This is a genomic window from Glycomyces sp. NPDC047010 (assembly GCF_040644205.1).
In the GTDB taxonomy this organism is placed as follows: domain Bacteria; phylum Actinomycetota; class Actinomycetes; order Mycobacteriales; family Micromonosporaceae; genus Glycomyces.
Genome location: NZ_JBEYVY010000005.1, coordinates 117,048 through 135,139, shown reverse-complemented (window position 1 = coordinate 135,139; position 18,092 = coordinate 117,048). Strand labels below are relative to the sequence as shown.

Sequence of the window (18,092 nt, the reverse complement as noted above, 5' to 3'; positions counted from 1 at the left end):
GAAACGGTTGATGAATCATGATCACGCCTGAAGGGCCCGAAACCGGCGACGAACACGCCCGGGGCCGCGTGTCGCGGTGAAAACGTCCAGGCGGCAAGGCGAAGGGCCCCAGCCGAAGCCGAGGCCCTCTTCCGTTCGGACGCGGTTACGCGGTCTTGTCGGTCTCGTCGTAGAAGTCGCCCATGATCTCCTCCAGCAGGTCCTCCATGGCGACCAGGCCGGTGACCTCGCGGTCCGCGCCGGTGACCAGGGCGAGCTGGGCCCGCTGGCGGCGCATGAGGGTCACGGCCCCGGCGACGGTGGTGTCGGCGGCGACCAGGAGCGGGGCCGCGGCGAGGTCCGCCACCGTGGCGTCGGGTGCGGCCTGCACGGCCTCGCGGACGTGGACGAGGCCCACGGGCCGCTCGTCGGGGTCCACGACGACGAGGCGGGAGCGGCCGGTGGCGCGGCTGCGCTCCTCGGCGTCGACGGCGGTCGCCCCGGCCGGGATCGTGACGACCTCGGTCCACGGGATCTGCACTTCGCGGACCCCTTGGCGCTGCACGGCGATGGCGTGGGCGAGCATCTGGTGCTCCTCCTCACCGAGGACGCCCGCGGCCGCGGAGGACCGCAGCAGGTAGCGCAGCTCCTCGGGGGAGTGCGCCTGCGCCTTCTCGTCGGCGGGCTCCACCCTGAACAGCTTCAGCATGGCGTTGGCGCCGTGGTTGAGGCCCAGCAGGATCGGCTTGGTGACCCACACGTAGCCGGTGAACGGCCAGATGAGGGCCATCGCGGACGCCTCGGGGTGGGTGATCGCCCACGACTTCGGCATCATCTCGCCGACGACCATGTGGAGGAACACCACGACGACCAGGGCGAGCGCGAACGCGATCGGGTGCGCCGCCGCTTCCAGACCCACGGCTTTCAGCGGGACCTCGATGGTGCTCGCGAGGGCCGGTTCGGCGAGCGCGCCGAGGCCGACGGTGCACGCGGTGATGCCCAGCTGGGCGCCCGCGAGCATGAGCGACAGGTTCCTGGTGCCGCGCAGGGCCGCGCGGGCCGCGGCGGAGCCGTCCTGTTCGAGGCGGTGCTGCCGGGAGGCGACGAGCGCGAACTCGGCGGCCACGAAGAACGCGTTGGCGGCCAGGAGGATCAGGGAGACCAGGAGGGCGGGGCCGGTGCTCACTTGGCGTCCTCCACCGGGAGCGGCCGCAGCTCGATCGCCTGCGGCACATGGCGTGCGGAGGAGACGACGACGAGCTTCACGCTGCGCGGGGCCGGGTCGGCCTGGCCGTCGCCGTCCTCGTCGTAGAAGTCCCCCGCCGCGGCGGTGGGCACTTCGACGGTGTCGCCGGGGTGGGCGACGCGGCCGAGCTCGGCCATGACGAGCCCGGCGATGGTCTCGTAGTGCTCCCCTTCGGGGAGCTGGATGCCGGTGGCGTCGGCGACCTCGTCGACGCGCCAGCGGCCGGGGATGAGCCAGCCGCCGCCCGCGAGCGAGACCGGCACGGCCTCGAAGCGGTCCTGCTCGTCGCGGATCTCCCCCACCAGCTCCTCGGCGAGGTCTTCGAGCGTGACGATCCCGGCGAAGCCGCCGAACTCGTCCACGACGCACGCGAGCTGGCGGTGGCGCCCGCGCATCTGGTCGAGCAGCTGCGGCAGGGGGAGCGAGGCGGGCACGAGCATCGCGGGGTCGGCGATCTCGGCGACGGTGACCACGTCGCGGGCCTCGCGGGGCACCTCGATGATCTGGCCGATGCCGACGACGCCGAGGAGGTCGTCCACGTCGGCGCCGACGACCGGGAAGCGGGAGTGGCCGTCGGCGAGCGCGGCGACCGCGTCCGCGACGGTGGCCGCGGCGGGGAGGGTCTGGACGCCGACGCGCGGGGTCATGGCCTGCTCGGCGACGGTGTCGGAGAAGTCGAGGCCGCGGTCGAGGAGGACCGACAGCTCCTCGTCGAGGGCGCCCTCGTCGCGGGAGACGTCGATGATCCGGTGCAGGTCCTCGGCGGTCGCGTTGTGCTCCAGCTCTTCGACGGGCTGGATGCCGAGGAGCTTGAGGAGCCGCGTGGAGGCGGCGTCGAAGAAGCGGATGATCGGCCCGCACACCGTCAGGTACGTGCCGGTGGGGACCGCGAGGGCGAGCGCGAGGGCCTCGGTGCGGGCGATCGCGAGGTTCTTGGGGCCGAGCTCGCCGAGGATCATCTGCACGATGTTCGCGATGACGAACGCGACGACCGTGCCGAGGGTGACCGACACGGCCGCGGGGACCCCGGCGGTGCCGAGGAGCTGCGCGAGCCCCTCACCGAGGTAGGGCTCGGCGAAGAAGCCGACGAACAGGGCGGTGACGGTGATGCCGAGCTGCGCGCCCGAGAGGGCGAAGGACAGCTGCGAGGAGACCTTCAGGGCCCGGCGGGCCCGGGACGCGCGCTTGGCGTCGGGGCCGGCGGCGAGGTCCTCCAGTTTGGACCGGTCGACGGCGGTGTAGGCGAATTCGAGCGCCACGAAGAAGCCCGTGGCGGCGGTGACGGCCAGGATGATGACCAGTCCGACGGCTATGAGCACTGCTCACGCCCGCTGGGAGGCTCCGATGCGCGGAGCGGGCGGCCGCCGGGCCGCGGACTTCGGGATCGTCGTCTTCTGCGTCGCATGGGCCCGATCTTAACGGTGCGAGGAAGGGGGGCAAGCGTCGATCATTGTTCGCCCCGCCACAGGACGATGTCCGTGGAGCGGCCGAACGGACCTGCGACGGCGCGCAGCTCGGCGAGCTGGGCGCGGGCCCGCTGGAGCTCCTCCACGACCGCCTGCGCCTCGGCGCGGATCGCGTGGACCTCCCGTTCGAGGTCCATGATCCGCTTGATGCCCGCGAGGTTGACGCCCTCGTCCTGGCTGAGCCGCTGGATCTCCCGCAGGCGCGTGACGTCGCGCGCGGAGTAGCGGCGGCCGCCGCCGGGCGTGCGGGCGGGCTCGACGAGGCCGAGCCGGTCGTACTGGCGGAGGGTCTGCGGGTGCATGCCCGCGAGTTCGGCGGCGGCGGAGATCGCGAGGATCTTCGCGTCGAAGTCGAGGTCCTCGCCCGGTCCGCGCCGGCCGTAGGAGATCTCGACGCGCACGCGCGGACGGTTCGCATCGGACGGTCCGCTGCGGTCGGCGGCGTTCACGCTCCACTCCTCTCTCCGGTGCCCGGGGCGCCGTGCGGCGCCGCGCGTTCGGTACAACGCCGGAGGGCGCACCGGTTGTTCCGGCCGGCCCCGGTAGGGGCCCGCCGTCCTTGCGGAGCCGCGGGTCTCACTGCCCCGTCAGCTCTTCCAGCTTCGAGCGGTCGGCCGCGGGGGCGGCCGCCGCGTACTTCTCCAGGGCCTCGCGGGCCTCGGCGGTCAGCGAGACGGGCACGTCGACGTCGACGGTGACGAGCAGGTCGCCCTTGCCGGGGACGCCGCGGCCCTTGACGCGCAGCACCCGCCCGGTCGGGGTCCCCTCGGGGACCTTCAGGGTCACGGGGCCGTCGAGCGTCGGGACCTTCACCTTGGCGCCCAGGGCGGCCTCGGGGAAGGAGACGGGGAGGCGCACGGTGACGTTGTCGCCGTCGCGCGCGAACAGCGGGTGCGAGCGGACCGCGACGCGCACGAGGAGGTCCCCGGCGGGTCCGCCGCGCTCGCCCGGCGAGCCGCGACCGGCGAGCCGGATGGTCTGGCCGTCGCCGATCCCGGCGGGCACCCGCACGGTGATGACGCGGTCCTTCGTGGTCGCACCGGTGCCGCCGCAGTCGGGGCACGGGTCGGTGACGACGGTGCCGGTGCCCTCGCACTCGGGGCACGGCTGCGCGAAGCTGAACGCGCCCTGGTTCTCGGTGACCAGGCCGCGCCCGCTGCACTTCGGGCACGTGGTGGGCGCGGTGCCGGGCTTGGCGCCCGACCCGTGGCAGGTCTCGCACTCCCCGGGCGCGCGCATCCGCAGCTCCGTGGTGGAGCCCTTCACGGCGTCGGCGAAGTCGAGGGTCACGTTGGTGCGCAGGTCGTTGCCGCGCACGGCGCCCGAGCGGCGCCGCGGGCCGGACCCGCCGCCGCCGAACAGGCCGCCGAAGAGGTCGGAGAACCCGCCCGAGCCGCCGCCGGCGTTCCCGAACAGGTCTTCGAGGTTGATGCCCCCGGGCGCGGCGTGCGCGCCCCCGAACCCGCCCCGGCCGGACTTCATCAGCTGGATCTGGTCGTACTCGCCGCGCTGCTTGTCGTCGTGCAGCACCGAGTACGCCTCAGAGATGCCCTTGAACCGCTCCTCGGCGTCGGCCGCCGGGTTGTGGTCGGGGTGCCATTCGCGGGCGAGCTTGCGGTACGCCTTCTCGATGTCCTTCTTGGAGGCGTCCTGCGGCACGCCGAGCACGGCGTAGAAGTCCTTCTCGAGCCACTCCTGCGATGCCACGGGACGCCTCCTCCGATCTGTTCAGAGAGCAAGGACGATTAGTCCTTGTTCTTGTCTTTTCGCTTCTTGCCCTTGGGTTCGGCGTCCTCGGCCGGAGCCTCCTCGGCTTCCGCCGACTCGGCCTCCACGACCTCGGCGTCATCCGCGTCGACCGTCTCGGCGTCCTCGGTCTCGACGGCCTCGGCCTCGATCACCTCGGGCTCCTCGTCCGGCGCCGCTTCGGCCTCCGGCTCGGGCTCGTCGCTCGGCTCGGCCACAGCCACCAGCGCCGGGCGCAGCAGCTTGTCGCCGAGGCGGTAGCCGGAGCGCATCACGTCGATGCACGTCGGACCGTCCACACCCGGCATCTGCATGTGCGCGACCGCTTCGTGGATCTGCGGGTCGAACGGGTCGCCCTTCACCCCGAAGGGCTCCAGGCCCTGCTTGGTGAGCGCGTTGACGAGCTGGTCCGCGACGGCGCCGAAGGGGCCGTTGAGGTCCCCGTGCTCCCGGGCCCGGTCGAGGTCGTCCAGCACCGGCAGGAGGCTCTGGAGCACCCCGGCCGTCGCCAGCTCGCCCGAGCGGGCCTTGTCGCGCTCGACGCGCTTGCGGTAGTTCTGGAACTCCGCGGTGATCCGCTGGAGGTCGCGCGTGCGCTCCTCCAGTGTCGCCTGGAGCACCAGGACCGCGTCGTCGGCGGCCTGGCCGTCGTCGGAGGCGGCGGCGAGGATGTCCTCGACCGTCAGCTCCTCCTCGGCCCCGCCCTCGGCGGCCGCGCCGTCCTCGGGCGGCCGCGCGTCGTCGGCGTCCTTCTTCTCGTCCGCCACTACTTCTGGTCCTTGTCGTCGTCGACGATCTCGGCGTCCACGACGTCGTCGGCGCCGCCCGCGGCACCGCCGGCGGGCTGCTGCGGGGCGCCCGCCTGGTCGGCCTGGGCCGCCGCGTACATCGCCTGCCCGGCCTCCTGCGAGACCTTCGACAGCTCCTCGGTGCCGCGCTTGATCGCCTCGATGTCGGTGCCGCCCAGGGCCGCCTTCAGCGAGGACGTGGCGTCGTTGATCTTGCCCTTGAGGTCCTCGGGGATCTTGTCGCCGGACTCGGCCAGGAGCTTCTCGGTCTGGTAGACCAGCGACTCGCCCATGTTGCGGGCCTCGGCCTCCTCCTTGCGCTGGCGGTCCTCCTCGGCGTGCTCCTGGGCCTCGGCCATCATCCGCTGGATGTCGTCCTGGGCCAGGCTGGAGCCGCCGGAGATCGTCATCGACTGGGCCTTGCCCGTGGCGGAGTCCTTCGCGGACACGTTCACGATGCCGTTGGCGTCGATGTCGAAGGTGACCTCGATCTGCGGGACCCCGCGCGGGGCCGGGGGCAGGCCGGTCAGCTCGAACGTGCCGAGCTTCTTGTTGTAGGCCGCGATCTCGCGCTCGCCCTGGAAGACCTGGATGAGCACCGACGGCTGGTTGTCGTCGGCGGTCGTGAAGACCTCCGAGCGCTTCGTCGGGATCGTGGTGTTGCGCTCGATGAGCTTGGTGAAGATGCCGCCCTTGGTCTCGATGCCCAGCGACAGCGGGGTGACGTCGAGGAGCAGCACGTCCTTGACCTCGCCCTTGAGGACGCCGGCCTGGAGGGTCGCGCCGATGGCGACGACCTCGTCCGGGTTGACGCCCTTGTGGGCGTCGCGGCCGATGAGGCGCTTGACGAGCTCGGAGACGGCGGGCATGCGGGTGGAGCCGCCGACGAGGATGACGTGGTCGACCTCGGAGACGTTGATCCCGGCGTCCTTCACGGCCTGCTCGAACGGCTTCTTGCAGCGGTCGAGGAGGTCGGAGGTCATCTGCTCGAACTCGGCGCGCGAGAGCGACACGTCGAGGTGCAGGGGGCCGTCGGGGCCTGCGGTGATGTACGGCAGGTTGATCGAGGTCTGCGTCGCGGACGACAGCTCGATCTTGGCCTTCTCGGCGGCCTCCTTGAGGCGCTGCATGGCCATCTTGTCCTTGGACAGGTCCACGCCGTACTGGCCGTTGAAGGTCTTCACCAGGTGCTGGATGACCCGGTCGTCCCAGTCGTCGCCGCCGAGGTGGTTGTCGCCGGAGGTGGCCTTGACCTGGATGACGCCGTCGGCGATCTCCAGCAGCGAGACGTCGAAGGTGCCGCCGCCGAGGTCGAAGACGAGGATCGTCTGCTCCTCCTCGCCCTTGTCCAGGCCGTAGGAGAGCGCCGCGGAGGTGGGCTCGTTGATGATGCGCAGGACGTTGAGGCCGGCGATCTCGCCCGCCTCCTTCGTGGCGGTGCGCTGGGCGTCGGAGAAGTACGCCGGCACGGTGACGACCGCGTCGGTGACGTTCTCGCCCAGGTACGCCTCGGCGTCGCGCTTGAGCTTCATGAGGATGCGGGCGCTGATCTCCTGGGACGTGTACGACTTGCCGTCGATGTCGACGGTCCAGTCGGTGCCCATGTGGCGCTTCACCGAGCGGATGGTGCGGTCCGGGTTCGTGACCGCCTGGCGCTTGGCCACCTCGCCGACGAGCACTTCGCCGTTCTTGGCGAACGCCACGATCGACGGCGTGGTCCTCGCCCCCTCGGCGTTGGTGATGACCGTGGCCTCCCCGCCTTCGAGGACGCTGACCACGGAGTTCGTCGTGCCGAGGTCGATGCCGACCGCACGTGCCATGTTGATCTCCTGATGTAGTCGAACAGATGATGTCTCTGTCTCAAGCGGCCGGGCGGGAACCCCGAACCAAGTTGAGCCGGATAGACTCAATGTTCATCCGGTCGGTATCGACTGTCAAGCCGGTCACAGGAAATGTGATCAGATGCACTAAAGTTGAGTCGGGTCGACTCAACTCTGCGTCAGGCGGTGCTAGCGGGCCGCGGCGGGCGCGCCCCCGGCGGCCTCGCAGCACTCGGTGAGCAGGTCGTCCGCGATCTTCCAGGTGTCGCACGGCCACGCCTGCTTGCACGAGGCGCAGTCGATGCCGAGGAGCTGCTCGGGCAGGTGGTCGCGCCACATGAGGGACGCGAGGTTCCAGCCGGTGATCTCGGTGATCCCCGCCGGGGCCTCCAGGGGCGGCGGCTCCTCCAGGGAGAACAGCTTCGAGGGCTCCTCGCGGCGGGCGCGGCGCGAGCGCGCGGGGATCGGGACGACCATCGAGCCCTGCGGCCCGGGGGCCGCGGGTTCGGCGGTGTGGCGCGAGCGGCGCGGCGGAGCGGTGCGGTCCTGGCGCGGGAGCGCGCGCCCGTGCTCGGGCGCCTCTGCCTCCGGCGCCCCCTGCCTCGCTGAATGCTGCATACTCACGCTATCTCCTCATTCGCCTTCGCTTCCGTGCCTGCGTACTCCTCCATCCGGGTTAACGGTCGAGCAGCCCGGGAGGACACGGGTATGAGCACTCGGCACTCTAGTCCGCCCCCGTCCGGCGAATGCGGAGCAGAACGCGCAATCCTTCGCACATCACATGGAACGGGAATGAGACTCGCATTGCCGTGGGCGCCATTGGCGGGCGCGGGGTAGCCTGGACCGGTCGTTCCGAAACCGCGCGGCGCATGGGGCGGGCCGCGATTCCTGCGCATTGGATATGCTTGCGGGACAAGGGATTCGCATTGGCATCCCCGGGACGCGGCCAGCGTTCTCCAAGGGGCGTAACGCAAACCGCATTTACCGTAGGCATACGGGCGTTGAGCTGGTATTTCAGCCTTGTAACCGAGCCGAACGGGGGATTAACTTTGGGTTACCGCGCCCGATTTGTCGCATAACAACCCTTTCACGTATGGCATCATTGGATGATGCAGTCTCCTTCAGAAGAAGTACAATGGACGGTTGACGGTGGATTGATCACTCCCTTCTCCGAGATCAAGACCGTGCTCGTCCGCAGCGCCGGGGACGAGCCCCAGCGCGACCACGTCTACATCTACGGCATCGAGCTCCGAGGCGACGGCGAGATCGCGCTGCGCCTGCGCCCGGAGCACCGCCACCAGCACTCGGAGGCGTCCCTCGCCATCCGCGTCGACGAGTCCAACTGGGTCCGCACCGGCGCGGAGTACCTCGGCGGGCAGCACCTCATCAGCACCGTCGCCACCCGCGGCCGCACCGACTGGTCCCTGTTCCCGGTGGACACCGAGTCGGACGAGATCTGGCTGCGGCTCATCAGGGCCGGCGACACCGTGACCGTCGCCCACGCCGACGACGGCGTCGACTACACCACCATCGCCTCCACGTACCTGCCCGGCGGCGTCCCCGCCACGGCGGGCATCGCCAGCACGCGTCCGGTCGCCGAGACCTTCTGGGACGCGGGGCTGGACCTCGACATCGACGTCGACTGAATCCCTTAGCGCGCAGCACGTTCAGCGGTCCGGCAGAGGGGTGCCGGACGCCGCTGAGCATAGAGGTCGGGCCCGGTGGGCCGGATGATCCGGGCGGACCCGACCTGTGTGCTCAGCCCGAGCGGCGCAGCAGACGAAGGAGCGGCCGGTCGCATCAGCGACCGGCCGCTCCCCTCATTCGGTCTCCTTTACTCGAAGAGCGCGGCGTAGGTCTGGAAGGCCGTCGCGACCTCGACCTGGTGCCAGTAGCGGTGGTAGCTGAACTCCGGCGCGGGGCCGGTGCAGCCGCCGTCGAGGTACGCCTGGACCTGGTCCCAGCCCTCGAACTCGGTCATGAACGACCGGGTCTCGATGAACGTGACGCCGTTCTCCAGCTGGTCGCCGTTCGGCATGGTGCCGGTCCAGCCCTCGGGGATGTAGACCTCGTCGCCGAAGCGGCAGTAGTCCGCCCGGGCCTCGGTCTGGGTCACGCCGACGCCGTCGTTGGCGGCCCACAGCGCGTCCAGGAGGTTCTTCGCCGCGGTCTGCGAGGCGGTGTCACCGGTGGCCGCGGCGTGGTAGGACAGGATCTTCGCGAAGGCCCCGGCCACGCCCGGGTCCTTGGACATGGAGGTCACCGTGGCGGACAGGCCCGCCCCCGGCTCGCCGTTCCAGTCCAGGTCGCCCGGGATGCTGTAGTCGGTCGCGGAGATGTCGGACTCCGAGAGGGCCCACTCGACCCACTCGTCGAGCAGGTTGCACGCCCGCGCGTCGTCGGTCTCCATGCAGTACTGCGCGATGCGGTCCATGCCCCAGACCTGGAAGCCGAACCAGCGGTTCGACGGCGGGTCGTGCCACACGGGCTGCTCGTCGTAGTACAGGCCCTCGAACTCGGCGTTCGTGGTCGGGCTGCCGTAGTTGCCGCCCCAGTTGTTGGTCGCGCCGCCCGCGATGGCGCCCGCGCCCTGCGAGCCCTGCGGGACCTGGAGCCACTCCAGGAACTCCAACTGCTGGTCGAGGCTCATCGCCCAGTCGCTCGCCGCGGTGGGCGAGTTCGGCTCCAGGCCGCCCTCGGACAGCGCGTACGCCGCCATGACGTTCTGGTAGCCCTGGTGCACGCCCGAGCCGCCGATGCGGAACGACCAGTCGCCGTTGGCGCCGGCGCCCCACGAGTAGTACCAGCTCAGCAGGTAGTGGAAGGAGCTCTTGCCGCTGCCGTCGGGGCAGTTGTTGATCCCGATGCAGTCGCCCGCGATCTGCTTGAAGTACTTGTCCGCGAACGAGTACCGCAGGAAGTCGCCCATCTTGGAGGCGTTGTCGAGCGAACCGGAGATCGCCGACTCCTGGCCCTGGGCCGCGGCCCACTGCTGCGCCATCCACGCGACCTGCACGGCGCGCGCGTCGGCGTCGGGGGCGTCGGTGTACCGCTCCTGCTGGGAGTACTGCGAGTCGCCCACGAACAGGTCCAGGTAGCCGTTGTCGCCGCCGAAGTCGAACGTCTCGCACGAGGGGTGCGCGACGGTCTCCCACGTCGACTCCTGCGAGCCGCGCTGGAACGTGTTCATGTACGCGGGCTCGGTGGTCCCGTCGCCGCACTCGCCGAAGCCGTAGGCGTTGTCCACGTCCAGGATCCAGTGCATGCCGTAGACCTGGTTGGTCCCGTACGTGTTCCGCAGCTCCTGGCCCAGCGGGTCGACGCCGACGGAGGCGTTGAAGTCCAGCTGGGTCGGGTAGTCGGTGACGCTGCCCGACTCGGGCGCGTACGAGGCCGGGGAGGACGGGTTGTACGCGGTCGGGTTCAGGTCCGGGATCGCGTACTGCTCGGTGATGTCCCACGACTCGTTGTAGCCCGACCAGTCGCCGGTGACCTGGCCGTAGGCGGCCTCCAGCCACTGGAGGTAGCTCAGGGCCTCGGAGGTCGTCTCGTGTCCGTAGTCCGGCGCCTCGACGATGAGCTCCTCCACCGAGTGGTAGGGGACGCCCGTCTCGTGCAGGTACGGCGAGTCGGAGCCGGTGAGCTGGTCGTACATCGCGAGGAAGCGCTCCTCGTTCTGCGTGACCTCGCCCAGGTCGGCGACGGTGACCGTCACGGTCTTGGACGCGTAGCCGGGGGACGCGACGGTGAAGACCGCCGAGTCGCCGGGCTGGGCGGCCGCGGTGGCGGCGAAGACGATCGGCTTCGGGTTCACGTCCCCGGCGGCGAACGCCAGCGAGCCCCCGGAGGACACCGAGATCGCGGTGGAGCCGGAGGTGCGGGTCGTGGTCACGGTGGACGCGGCCTCGGTCGCGGCGGAGAAGCCGACCTCGACGGAGGTGGTCGACCCGGCGTCGACGACGACGTTCGCGCGGCTCACTTCGAGCTCGGCCTCGACGGGCTCCTCGGCGCCGTCGCAGGACTCGCCGTTGACGGTGATGCCGGTGGGCGCGGTCGAGGGGCCCGCGCCGATGAAGCCGAAGACCTCGCGGCTCTGGTTGGCCGCGATGGTGCCGTTCCAGCCCACGTCGGAGCCGGTGAAGGTGCGCCCGCTCTGGCTCCAGCCGACGTTCCACGCGCTGGAGACGGTGGTGCCGGCCGGGAAGTCCCATTCGATGTCCCAGCCGTTGAGGCCCGCGGTGCCCGCGGTGAGGACCACGTTGGCCTGGAAGCCCGAGCCCCAGCTGGAGACGACGTTGTACTGGACGCCGCCGCAGTACTGGGCGGCGAAGGCCGACGGCGCGGCCACCGCGGCGAAGGTGCCGACGAGCGCGAGCGGCAGCGTGACCGCCGCCGTCCGGCGCCATCGGCGGCCCCGCCGGCGCGGCGGGGCCAGGTTGTCGGTTTCCATATCGGCTACTCCTATGGCGTGGGGTTGAATGTCCGTTTCCATGGGAGCGCTCATGCCGGGTTCGCGGTCGGTGAATCGCACGAGTGGAACGAATCGGACCAAGATGCGGAAGCGCTCCCAAGTCATGCTCCCAAGCAGGCACCCTGTATGTCAATACATTGACATCCCTAAATTTCTCCCCTAACGAGGCAAACTGTTGCCGTTTGCCAGGTATTTTCCCTGCTAATTGAGTTGTTGATCCGGATTCATAGTTATGGATTCGCGACCATCGATTCGATCGGAGCGATCACGAAGGCAACGATCCGGTAATGACCCTCACATCCGGGCTTGCGTCATGGAACACGCTCCCGTACGATCCTGGTATCGCTCCCAAGGGCGATCGCCTCGGCGGTTTCAGTCCGCGGGCCGCCGCGCACTCATGGCGGCCCGCACCACCACCGCCCTGCGCACCAACCGGAACGAGTCCCTCAAACCCCTCGACAACAGCATGGCGCCGCCGAGGCGCCTGGAAGGAACCCGCAAAGATGCATCTCCTCAACCGCAGGCACGGCAAGGCGGCCCTCGCCGCCGCTGCCGCCGGCGCGCTCGCCCTCACCGCCGCCTGCTCGGACGGCGGCGACGACACCGAGGGCACCAGCGCCGACGGCAAGATCCAGCTCACCGTCTCCACGTTCAACACCTTCGGCTACGTCCAGGCCGGCTTCGAAGAGGCGTACGAGTCCACCCACGAGAACATCGACGTGGTGTTCGAGGGCGACGGCGTCGGCTTCGACGCCGAGTACCGCCCCAACCTGGAGACCTCCCTGGAGACCGGCTCCGGCTTCGGCGACGTCGTCGCCATGGACGAGCAGGCCACGCCGCAGCTGTTCAGCAACCCCGACTACTGGTACGACCTGGGCGCCTACGAGTCCCGCTCGGCCGACTACACCGAGAACACCTGGAACCTCGGCCACACCGCCGAAGGCACCCTCGTGGGCTTCGGCACCGACATCGGCGGCATGGCCATGTGCTACCGCTCCGACCTGTTCGCCGCGGCCGGCCTCCCGACCGACCGCGAAGAGGTCGCCGCGGCCTGGTCCACCTGGGACGGCTTCAAGGCCCTCGCCCAGCAGTACGTCGACGCCGACACCGGCACCGCGTTCCTCGACAACGGCACCCAGATCCAGAACGTGCTCCTCAGCCAGTTCGCCGGCAACGGCGACGGCGAGATGTACGTGGACGACGACGGCAACCTGACCCTCGACTCCGCCGCCGCCACCCAGTCGATCGACCTGGTCCTGGAGCTCATCGAGATGGGCGCCGTCGGCAACTACCCCTCGTGGGGCGAGGAGTGGAACGCCGCCATGGCCGAGGGCGGCTACGCCGTCATGCCGTGCCCCGGCTGGATGGCGACCGCCGTCATCGAGCCGACCTCCGGCCCGGACAACACCGGCAAGTGGGACATGGCCGCCGCACCCGGCGTGGCCGGCAACTGGGGCGGCTCCTTCCTGGCCGTCCCCGCCGCGGGCCCGCACCCCGAAGAGGCCGCCGAACTGGCCTCGTGGCTGACCGAGCCCGAGCAGCAGATCGCGGTCTTCGAGGCCGTCGGCAACTTCCCGTCCTCCCCCGCCGCCCAGGCGGACCCGCGGGTCGCCGACTTCACCAGCGACTACTTCAACGGCGCCCCGGTCGGCCAGATCCTCAGCGCCTCGATCCAGTCGTTCCCGGCCCTGAAGTACTCGTACTTCCACCCGCCGGTCAAGGGCGCGGTCGAGACCACCATCAACGGCATCGTCGACGGCTCCGTGCCGGCGGCCGACGCCAAGAGCACCATCCAGTCCGCGGCTGAAGAGGCCGTGGCGCTGGCGGGCGAAGGACTGTAGCCCCCGGCGGGTCCGGCCGGAGGAACCTGCCACCTCCGGCCGGGCCCGGACCCGGCGCCGCCGCTGAAGCGGCACCGGGTCACGTGCCGCCGGAAGGGGCCGGCGCCGAGCGGTTCCCGGCATCCGCTCGACGCGACCCCCAGGACCGGCCCCGCACCCCTCGGCGGCACCGTGTCGGCCCGCCGCGCCCCAACCCGCGGCGGGCCGGCTCCCTCCCGAAGCTCCGGGCGGGCCCGGCGGAACCGGACCCGCACCACGGCGGCCCGCAGGAGCAGGCGGGCGGCGCGGCAGGCGTCACCGCGACCGTCCCAAGGAAGGCCCACATGACCACCCAGAACGCCGCACCGCGCCTGACCTGGCGCCAGCGGCTCACCCGAGCCGACTTCAAGGCCATGCCGTACGCGCTGGTCTCCCCGTACTTCATCCTCTTCGCCGTGTTCGGCGTCTTCCCCATGGCGTACACGCTCTACGCGTCGCTGCACTCCTGGAAGCTCGGCAACCCGAACCGCGAGTTCGTGGGGCTCGACAACTACGAGTTCCTGCTCACCAGCTACGACCGCTTCAACTGGTCGGTCGTGAACACCCTCGGCATGTTCGTCATGGCCACCGTCCCGCAGCTCGTGGTCGCCATGATGGTCGCCAACGCGCTGAACAAGCGCCTGCGCCGGCCCCTCCTGTGGCGCATGCTCATCCTCGCGCCGATCGTCACCTCCGTGGTCGCCGTCGGCGTCATCTTCGCCCGCATCTGGGGCAACGAGTACGGCATGATCAACGGCGCCCTGGAGTTCATCGGCCTCGACGGCGTCGACTGGCGCACCGGGCGGCTCACCTCCTGGCTCGCCATCTCGTCCATGGTGGACTGGCGGTGGATGGGGTACAACTCCCTGATCTTCCTGGCCGCCATGCAGACCATCCCGAAGAACCTCTACGAGGCCGCCACCGTCGACGGCGCCTCCCCCCGGCAGCAGTTCTGGAAGATCACCGTTCCCCAGCTCAAGCCGGTCCTCATCTTCACCGTCTTCGTCTCCTCCGTCGGCGGCATGACCCTGTTCGTCGAGCCGATGATGTTCGGCTCCGGCGCCCTCAACGGCGGCGCGAACGGCCAGTTCCAGACCACCGCGATGGTCCTGGTCGACATCCTGCGCACGCACGGCAACTACGGCATCTCCGCCGCGGCCGGGTGGCTGCTGTTCCTCGTCATCGCGGTCGTCGCGGCCGTCAACTTCCTCGTCGTCAACCGCATCCAGGGGAACAAATGAGCACCGCAACCGCCCCGCGCCCCACCGCCCCCGCGCAGCGGACCTCGCCGCCGAAGCCGCCCCGGCGCAGGAAGGGGAAGGACCCGATCGAGTCCGACGGCGTGTTCGCGCCGACGGTGATGACCCGCATCGGGCTGGCGTTCGTCGCGGTCCTGTCGGTCTTCCCGCTGTACTGGATGATCGTCATCGCCTCCCGCACCACCGGCGACGCCGCGGACTTCCCGCCGCCGTTCCTGCCCGGCGGGAACCTCGGCGAGCACATCCAGGCCGCGTTCGCCCACCCCGAGGCGGACCTGCTGCTGGGCCTGCGGAACTCGTTCATCATCACCGGCACGGTGACGTTCTCGGTGGTGCTCATCTCGACCCTCGGCGGGTTCGCGTTCGCCAAGCTCAAGTTCCGCGGCTCGAAGCTGCTCATGGGCACCGTCCTGTTCTCCATGATGGTGCCGCTCCAGCAGCTCGGCATCGTGCCGCTGTACATGATCATGGTCGAGCTCCAATGGCTCGACACCCTCCAGGCCGTGATCCTGCCGTTCCTGGTCAACGGCTTCGGCATCTTCCTGATGCGCCAGTACTGCGAGCAGGCCGTCCCCGACGAGATCATCGAGGCGGCCCGCATCGACGGGGCGAGCACCATCGGCATCTGGTGGCGGATCGTCCTCCCGGCCCTGCGGCCCGCGATGGTCGTCCTCGGCCTGCTCACCTTCATGCTGAACTGGAACGAGTTCCTGTGGCCGTTCATGGTCCTCAGCGGGGAGAACCCCACGATCCAGCTCGCGATCCGGCAGGCGTCCACGGCCATGTTCTCCGCGGACCTGTCGATGGTGTTCACCTGCACCCTGATCTCGATCATCCCTATCGCGATCCTGTTCGTCGTGTTCGGACGGCAGATCGTGCACGGCATCATGGAAGGCTCTGGCAAGTAATGACTACCGAATTCAAGGGGGCCGCCGACCTGGCGGCCCGGTTCCCAGCCGGGTTCACGTGGGGCGCGGCGACCTCCTCCTACCAGGTGGAGGGCGCCACCGGCGCCGACGGGCGCGGGAAGTCCATCTGGGACTCGTTCGTGAACGAGCCCGGCCGCGTCGTGGACGGCTCCAACGGCGACACCGCGATCGACTCCTACCGCAACATCGCGGGGGACGTCGCCACCGTCAAGGCCCTCGGCCTCAACAGCTACCGGTTCTCCCTGTCGTGGCCCCGGATCTGCCCCGACGGGGACGGGCGGGTCAACCCGGCCGGCCTGCGCTACTACTCCGACCTCGTCGACGCCCTCCTCGCCGAGGGCATCACCCCCTGGATCACCCTCTACCACTGGGACCTCCCGCAGGCCCTGGAGGACAGGGGCGGGTGGCCCGTGCGCGACACGGCGCTGCGCTTCGCGGACTTCGCGCTCATCGCGCACACCGCGCTCGGCGACCGCGTCAAGCACTGGATCACCGTGAACGAGCCGTGGTGCGCCGCGTTCCTCGGCTACGCGTCCGGGGAGCACGCCCCCGGGCGCCGCGAGCCGGCCGAGTCCATCGCCGCCGCCCACCACCTCATGCTCGCCCACGGCCTCGCCGCGCGCGCGATCAAGGCCGCCGACCCCGAGGCCACGGTGAGCATCGGCATCAACTTCTACCCCGTGTACGCGGCGACCGACGCGCCCGGCGACCTCGACGCGGCCCGCCGCGTCGACGGCGTCCAGAACCGCTGGTTCACCGACGCGGCCCTGCGCGGGGCCTACCCCGAGGACGTCGTGGAGGACTTCAAGGCCCTCACCGACTTCGAGTTCATCCTCGACGGCGACATGGAGCTCATCAACGCTCCCGTCGACGTCCTCTCCGTGAACTACTACAGCCGCTTCACCGTCACCGGCAACGGCGGCTCCGCCTCCGCCTCCGCGGCGCCGACCGGTGCGGGCTCCGCGTGGCCCGCGAACGACCACATCGGGTTCGTGCCCGCCGGGCTGCCCGTCACCGACATGGGCTGGGAGATCGAGCCGTCGGGCCTCACCGACGTCCTCACCCGCCTCCACGGCTCCTACCCGGGGGTCGGGCTCGCGGTGACCGAGAACGGCGCCGCGTTCCCCGACAAGCTCGACGACGGCCGCGTGAAGGACCCCGAGCGGCTCGACTACGTGGAGCGCCACCTCGCGGCCTGCGCCGACGCGCTCGACTCGGGCGTCCCGCTCGTCGGGTACTTCGCCTGGTCGCTGGCCGACAACTTCGAGTGGGCCTGGGGCTACACCAAGCGGTTCGGACTCGTGTACGTCGATTTCGAGACCGGCGAGCGCATCGTCAAGGACTCCGGACGCTGGTACGGCGACCTGGTGCGACGCGCGCGTACGAACCGTGAGGCAGAATAGTTCCACGCGACAGAGCCCGAGGTGATGCACGATGACCGAGACCCGACTTGAGGCGCCAGGCGAACCTGGAGAGCGCACCGGCCGCAGGCGCAGCGGCGGCCGGCCGACGCTCGACACGGTCGCGCGCCATGCGGGCGTCGGCCGGGGCACGGTCTCCCGCGTCATCAACGGCTCCCCGAAGGTCGCCGAGGACACGCGCGCCGCGGTCCTGGCCGCCATCAAGGAGCTGGGGTACGTCCCCAACCAGGCGGCCAGGACCCTCGTGACGCAGCGGACGGACACGGTGGCGCTCGTCGTCACCGAGTCGCAGGAGTGGCTGTGGTCGGAGCCGTTCTTCGCGGGGGTGCTGCGCGGGATCACCGAGCAGCTCGCCGAGGAGAACATGCGGCTCATGCTCACCTTCGCGCCCCGCGACGGCAACCGCACCGACCTGGAGTCCTACCTCATGGGCCAGCACGTCGACGGCGTCATGATGGTCTCCAGCCACTCCGGCGACCCGCTCCCCGAGCGCCTCGAAGAGGCCGGCATCCCGATCGTCCTGTGCGGCACGCCCGTGGGCTTCCGCCCCGTCGCGTACGTCGACTGCGACAACCGCTCGGGCGCCCGCCAGGCCGTCGAGTACCTCGCCGAGCGCGGCCACAGGCGGATCGGCATCATCGCCGGGCCGCAGGACATGGCCGTGGGCGTCGACCGCCTCAACGGCTACCGCGACGGCCTCCGCGGCCACCGCCTCCCCGTCGAGGAGGGGCTCGTCTCCGTCGCCGAGGGCTTCGACGAGGCCAGCGGCATCAAGGCCGCCCGGCACCTCTTCGACACCGCCGGCGACCTCGACGCGGTCTTCGCCAACTCCGACCCCCTCGCCATGGCGACGCTCCGCGTCGCCCGCGAACGCGGCATCTCGGTCCCCGACGACCTCGCCCTCGTCGGCTTCGACGACTCCCCCCTCGCCGAGTTCGCCGAGCCTCCGCTCACCACGGTCCACCAGCCCACCGAGACCATGGGCCGGGAGATGGCCCGCCTCCTCTGCGGCCGAATCCGCGGAGAAGAGGCCGGCCCCCTCGTCACCATCCTCGGCACCCGAATGGTGGTCCGCGAATCCGCTTAGGATGCAACGCGAAAGGCCCCG

Annotated in this window: 13 protein-coding genes and 1 pseudogene; 6 read left to right on the top strand and 8 right to left on the bottom strand. The window is 70.5% G+C overall.

Annotated features, from left to right (window positions below; all coding sequences use genetic code 11):
- Positions 1–145: 145 nt before the first annotated feature.
- The 7 genes and pseudogenes from AB0A65_RS11955 to AB0A65_RS11925 all read right to left on the bottom strand — a co-directional run bounded on the left by AB0A65_RS11955 (position 146) and on the right by AB0A65_RS11925 (position 7,669).
- Positions 146–1,165: a hemolysin family protein gene (locus AB0A65_RS11955; RefSeq protein WP_359950368.1), complete on the bottom strand. Its 1,020-nt coding sequence runs from the start codon at positions 1,163–1,165 to the stop codon at positions 146–148.
- A complete protein-coding gene (locus AB0A65_RS11950) occupies positions 1,162–2,544 on the bottom strand; it encodes a hemolysin family protein (protein WP_359950365.1) in 1,383 nt (460 codons plus the stop codon). The genes AB0A65_RS11955 and AB0A65_RS11950 overlap by 4 nt, the downstream gene beginning before the upstream one ends.
- A 128-nt stretch (positions 2,545–2,672) precedes the next feature.
- Positions 2,673–3,080, bottom strand: a complete 408-nt coding sequence (locus AB0A65_RS11945; RefSeq protein WP_359950824.1) for a helix-turn-helix transcriptional regulator — start codon at positions 3,078–3,080, stop codon at positions 2,673–2,675.
- A gap of 187 nt (positions 3,081–3,267) precedes the next feature.
- Positions 3,268–4,398: a molecular chaperone DnaJ gene (gene dnaJ / locus AB0A65_RS11940; RefSeq protein WP_359950362.1), complete on the bottom strand. Its 1,131-nt coding sequence runs from the start codon at positions 4,396–4,398 to the stop codon at positions 3,268–3,270.
- A gap of 245 nt (positions 4,399–4,643) precedes the next feature.
- Positions 4,644–5,117: pseudogene (gene grpE, locus AB0A65_RS11935) on the bottom strand (nucleotide exchange factor GrpE); the annotation flags it as partial.
- An 86-nt stretch (positions 5,118–5,203) separates the two neighbouring features.
- Entirely contained in the window at positions 5,204–7,045 is a 1,842-nt protein-coding gene (gene dnaK / locus AB0A65_RS11930; RefSeq protein ID WP_359950359.1) for a molecular chaperone DnaK, read from the bottom strand.
- A 189-nt stretch (positions 7,046–7,234) separates the two neighbouring features.
- A complete protein-coding gene (locus AB0A65_RS11925; RefSeq protein ID WP_359950356.1) occupies positions 7,235–7,669 on the bottom strand; it encodes a hypothetical protein in 435 nt (144 codons plus the stop codon).
- 530 nt (positions 7,670–8,199) lie between these two features.
- On the opposite strand from AB0A65_RS11925, the gene AB0A65_RS11920 reads away from it, so the two are divergent.
- Positions 8,200–8,691: a DUF1349 domain-containing protein gene (locus AB0A65_RS11920; protein ID WP_359950353.1), complete on the top strand. Its 492-nt coding sequence runs from the start codon at positions 8,200–8,202 to the stop codon at positions 8,689–8,691.
- A gap of 188 nt (positions 8,692–8,879) precedes the next feature.
- Here AB0A65_RS11920 and AB0A65_RS11915 read toward each other — a convergent pair whose 3' ends face one another.
- Positions 8,880–11,495, bottom strand: coding sequence for a glycoside hydrolase family 48 protein (locus AB0A65_RS11915; protein WP_359950350.1), 2,616 nt, complete (start codon positions 11,493–11,495; stop codon positions 8,880–8,882).
- A gap of 524 nt (positions 11,496–12,019) precedes the next feature.
- Between AB0A65_RS11915 and AB0A65_RS11910 the strand changes: the two genes are divergently transcribed.
- The 5 genes from AB0A65_RS11910 to AB0A65_RS11890 all read left to right on the top strand — a co-directional run bounded on the left by AB0A65_RS11910 (position 12,020) and on the right by AB0A65_RS11890 (position 18,071).
- Positions 12,020–13,357: an extracellular solute-binding protein gene (locus AB0A65_RS11910; protein WP_359950347.1), complete on the top strand. Its 1,338-nt coding sequence runs from the start codon at positions 12,020–12,022 to the stop codon at positions 13,355–13,357.
- Positions 13,358–13,680: 323 nt separating this feature from the next.
- Entirely contained in the window at positions 13,681–14,616 is a 936-nt protein-coding gene (locus AB0A65_RS11905) for a sugar ABC transporter permease (RefSeq protein ID WP_359950344.1), read from the top strand.
- Positions 14,613–15,542, top strand: coding sequence for a carbohydrate ABC transporter permease (locus tag AB0A65_RS11900; protein ID WP_359950342.1), 930 nt, complete (start codon positions 14,613–14,615; stop codon positions 15,540–15,542). Before AB0A65_RS11905 ends, AB0A65_RS11900 begins: the two co-directional genes overlap by 4 nt.
- Complete coding sequence (locus AB0A65_RS11895; RefSeq protein WP_359950339.1) at positions 15,542–16,966, top strand: GH1 family beta-glucosidase; 1,425 nt, start codon at positions 15,542–15,544, stop codon at positions 16,964–16,966. Before AB0A65_RS11900 ends, AB0A65_RS11895 begins: the two co-directional genes overlap by 1 nt.
- 31 nt (positions 16,967–16,997) lie before the next feature.
- A complete protein-coding gene (locus tag AB0A65_RS11890) occupies positions 16,998–18,071 on the top strand; it encodes a LacI family DNA-binding transcriptional regulator (RefSeq protein ID WP_359950336.1) in 1,074 nt (357 codons plus the stop codon).
- Positions 18,072–18,092 lie beyond the last annotated feature (21 nt).

Coding starts and splice junctions, on each gene's coding strand:
- dnaK (WP_359950359.1), bottom strand. CDS start 7,045: ATGGCACGTGCGGTCGGCATCGACCTCGGCACGACGAACTCCGTGGTC.
- AB0A65_RS11915 (WP_359950350.1), bottom strand. CDS start 11,495: ATGGAAACCGACAACCTGGCCCCGCCGCGCCGGCGGGGCCGCCGATGG.
- AB0A65_RS11910 (WP_359950347.1), top strand. CDS start 12,020: ATGCATCTCCTCAACCGCAGGCACGGCAAGGCGGCCCTCGCCGCCGCT.
- AB0A65_RS11905 (WP_359950344.1), top strand. CDS start 13,681: ATGACCACCCAGAACGCCGCACCGCGCCTGACCTGGCGCCAGCGGCTC.
- AB0A65_RS11900 (WP_359950342.1), top strand. CDS start 14,613: ATGAGCACCGCAACCGCCCCGCGCCCCACCGCCCCCGCGCAGCGGACC.
- AB0A65_RS11895 (WP_359950339.1), top strand. CDS start 15,542: ATGACTACCGAATTCAAGGGGGCCGCCGACCTGGCGGCCCGGTTCCCA.
- AB0A65_RS11890 (WP_359950336.1), top strand. CDS start 16,998: ATGACCGAGACCCGACTTGAGGCGCCAGGCGAACCTGGAGAGCGCACC.